Here is a 3,829-nt window from a genome sequence, read left to right on the forward strand (position 1 = left end):
CTAGTAAGGGGACGAATAGCGTCTGATGAGCTATTCGCAGACTTGAAGAAGGCGTTTGAGCTGGTCACCGGCCTGTGGGGGTGACGTTCGCCGAGGTCATCGTGTGTGTCGGTGCGTGGCTGTCTGCCTGCTGCTTTCTGGGTTCTCCGGAATGGATCTCGCATCAGATGCGAGCATGTCGCTTCTGATGCGAGGTGGTGTTTGGGGTGAAACGGGTCTCGGTGGAGGGTGCGGCGCACCTGGTGCTCGTGGACGGTGTGGTGCCGCTGCACCCCCAGGAGGCGGTGTTCGCCGCGATGCTGACGGGGTGGGAGCGGCAGCAGCGGGCGCGGCTGCTGGCGGTCTCGACGATCAAGGCGCGGGTGGACCTGGTGCGCAGGTTCGCGGCGTTCACGGGGACGCCGCCGTGGGAGTGGCTGCCGGGGGACGTGGAGGACTGGGCGACGGAGTTGCTGTCGTCGCCGGGGCCGCTGGCGCGGTCGACGGTCCGGAACTATCTGAATCAGATCGCGATGTTCTGCGACTATCTGACCGATGCCCGCTACGGGTGGGGCGAGCAGTGCGTGGGGTACTTCGGGACGCACCCGGTCCAGATCTGCCATGAGGACAACACGCCTTCGCACTCCTCGCCCTATGAGGGGCGGCCGGAGGTGCGGGCGCTGACCCGCCGGGAGTTGCAGGACTTCTTCGATCACGCCGACGAGCAGGTGCTGAGGGCGCGTGCTTCGGGCCGGAAGGGGTGGCTGCCGGCGTTCCGGGACGCGACGCTGTTCAAGGTGATCTACGGGTGGGGGCTGCGGCGGCGGGAGGCCGGAAACCTCGACCTCGCTGACTTCTCGCGGAACCCGAAGGCGCCGGGGTTCGGACGCTACGGGGCCTGCTATGTGAGGTTCGGGAAAGCGGTGAAGGGATCGCCGCCCCGGCGGCGGACGGTTTTGACGGTCTGGGATTGGTCGGTCGAGGCGGTTGCCGAATACGTCGCGGAGGTTCGGCCACTGTTCGAGGTCGGCAAGCGGCAGCTTCTGTGGCCCTCAGAACGCGGAGGAAGGATCACCGGGCGGCACATCACCCGCAGGTTCGCCGAGTACCGGGACGCGCTCGGGCTGGAGGAGGTGCTGCATCCGCACTGCTTGCGGCACTCCTACATCACGCATCTGATCGAGGACGGCGCTGATCCGTTCTTCGTGCAGCGGCAGGTCGGGCACGCGTGGGGGTCGACGACGTCCATCTACACCCACGCGGGATCGGATTTCATGAACAATGCCCTGCGTGAGGTACTGGACGCCGGGCTGAGGGGAGCGAACTGATGCGGACGGTTCGTTACCGGTGGCATCTGCGGGAGTTGATGGCCCGCCGCGGCATGTTCAACACCACCGACCTGGCGCCGCTGCTGGCCGAACGCGGGATCGAGATGTCGGCCTCGCAGATCCACCGGCTGGTCACCGGCACTCCTGAGCGGCTCAACCTGCAGGTGTTCGCCGCGCTCTGCGACATCCTGGACGCCGGCCCCGCCGAGTTGTTCGAGCCGGTCGTCATCACCTCGGCGCGGCGCAAGACCGCCAAGGAGATCGGGCTGCTTGCGCCCGCCCCGCCGGGTGAGGTGCGCCGGCCGCGCCGCGCCCGGATCGTCCCCGACGAGCCGTGACCCGGCGGCGGGGCCGGTGCGCTGAGTGCGGCCGGGAGGGGCTGACGATCTCCGGTTCCCGCCCGGACGGCGCCGGGGTCTGCGGAGCCTGCTACCGCGCCTACCGGCCCAAGGCCCGCTGCGAGGAGTGCGGCGAACTCCGCTTCCCCGCAGTCAAAGCCGCAGGCCGCTCCGGCGGCACCCGCACGTTGTGTTCCCGCTGCTACCGAGCCGAGCAGCCAAAGCGAGCATGCGACGGCTGCGGCCGCCTCCGGAAGATCAACGCTGGGCGGGTCGGGCATGAGGCGCTCTCGCTCTGCTCCTCCTGCTACATCCGCCACCAGACCCCGGTCCTCTGCGGTGAATGCGGGCGGATGGCTCCTGCGGCGGTGGTCCCGGGCGGGCGGACCGCGACCGAACTGGTGCTCTGCGCCCGCTGCTACGAGCACCCCAAGCGGCCCTGCGGAGTCTGCGGACGCACCCGCCGGGTCTCGGTCAAGGCCACCGCCGATCACCCAGATCTCTGCCTCACCTGCAACCAGGCCGCCATGGTCACCTGCCGCATCTGCGGGCGCTCCGCACGCGGCAGGCGGACCGGCATCGGCGGCGGACCGGCCTGCTTCACCTGCATCCTCACCGACCGCGTCACCCTCCTGCTCACCGGCCCGGACGGCCGGATCCTCCCCGCGCTGCTGCCGCTCCGCGAAGCGATCCTCGCCACCGGCAACCCGCAAGCCGCCCTCTCCAACCTCCACCGCAGCAGCAGACGCGCCCGCCACGTCCTGGCCGACCTCGCGGCCGGACGGCTCCCCCTCACCCATGAGGCCCTCGACAGCCGCGGCACCAGCCGCTCCATCGACTACCTGCGCGTCCTCCTCATCGCCGCAGGGGCCCTGCCCGCCCGCGACGAGCACCTGTTCCGGCTGGAGGCCTTCGCCCGAACCGTCACCACAGCCGCCCACCCCGACGACCAGAAGCTCATCGCTCTGTTCGCCCGCACCCACCTGCTGCGCCGCCTCCGCCGCCGCCTGGACGGCGCCCCCCTCCAACCAGGAGCCGCCTACCGGGCCCGCGCCGAACTCGCCGCCACCAGCCGCTTCCTCACCCACCTGCGCGACCACGGCCGCACCCCGGCCACCTGCCGCCAAGCTGACATCGACGCCTGGCTCGCTGACGTCCGCCGCGCCGATGCCACGCGCGCCTTCTGGTCCTGGGCCACCAAAACCCGGCACCTCCCACCCTTGGACATCCCCACCCGAATCACCTCGCAGCCATCACAGTTCACGCCCGACGATCACCGATGGGCGCTCGCCCGGCGCATGCTCCACGACGAGGCCATCCCCACCACCGACCGCGTCGCCGCCCTCCTCGTCCTGCTGTTCGCCCAACAGGTCTCCAAGATCAGCCGCCTCACTACAAGCGACCTCCACCACACCCCCGGCGGCACCACCGAACTAACCCTCGGCCCGACCAGCGTCGTCCTGCCCGATCCGCTCGCCGACCTGATCAATCAGCTGCCCACCCCACGCGCCGACCGGACCGCCCACCACCTCCACGACGACACCTGGCTGTTCCCTGGCCGCCACCCCGGCAAGCCCCTCCACCCCACCAGCCTCGCCCGCCGCCTCACCACCCTCGGCATCGACGCCCGCCCCGACCGCAACGCCGCCCTCCTGGACTACGCCCGCCAACTCCCCCCACCCGTCATCGGCCGCCTCCTCGGACTGGCACCAGGGACAGCCGACCGCTGGGCCACCCTCGCCGGCGGCAAATGGGCCCGCTACACCCCACCCTTCCAACGCTGACCCGCGACCACCTGGGCGTCATAACAAGCTGGCACCACGACCAGATGACCCGCTGGATCCGCTACCTCAACACCGAAGACGACACCTGGACCCACATCGAGCTCGACGACCAACAGTGGGTCACCCGGCAAGTCGACCTCCACGGCCCCGACCAGTGACCCGTCACCGCCGCCGCCCTCAACGACCTCATCCATCTCCGGGAAACGCCGCTACGGCACCCTCGCCGAAGAAAGCCTCGACGGCTGGCAGAACCCCGAGCACGCCGCCGAGATCACCCACCAGGAGTTCGAAGCCCTCTGGGTCAGGGCCACGCACCACCTCGACGAACGGGGCTAACAGGCCAGATCACCCAGGGCTCCGCCTAGAATTCCCACGTTCCGAATAAGACTCTCCGCCACTA

The 3,829-nt window shown here is 69.9% G+C and carries 3 protein-coding genes; all 3 read left to right on the forward strand.

The features are described 5' to 3' along the window. The first annotated feature begins 206 nt into the window (after positions 1-206). The 3 genes from ACFQSB_RS40010 (at position 207) to ACFQSB_RS40020 (ending at position 3,429) form a co-directional block, all read left to right on the forward strand. Positions 207-1,307 (forward strand): tyrosine-type recombinase/integrase, encoded by a 1,101-nt coding sequence (locus ACFQSB_RS40010; RefSeq protein WP_380832559.1) that lies wholly within the window; start codon positions 207-209, stop codon positions 1,305-1,307. Then, entirely contained in the window at positions 1,307-1,645 is a 339-nt protein-coding gene (locus tag ACFQSB_RS40015; protein WP_189167864.1) for a helix-turn-helix domain-containing protein, read from the forward strand. Before ACFQSB_RS40010 ends, ACFQSB_RS40015 begins: the two co-directional genes overlap by 1 nt. A 353-nt stretch (positions 1,646-1,998) precedes the next feature. Next, complete coding sequence (locus ACFQSB_RS40020; RefSeq protein WP_380832561.1) at positions 1,999-3,429, forward strand: hypothetical protein; 1,431 nt, start codon at positions 1,999-2,001, stop codon at positions 3,427-3,429. Positions 3,430-3,829: the final 400 nt, after the last annotated feature.

The sequence above is a fragment of the Sphaerisporangium rhizosphaerae genome, from assembly GCF_042665155.1.
In the GTDB taxonomy this organism is placed as follows: Bacteria; Actinomycetota; Actinomycetes; order Streptosporangiales; family Streptosporangiaceae; genus Sphaerisporangium; species Sphaerisporangium rhizosphaerae.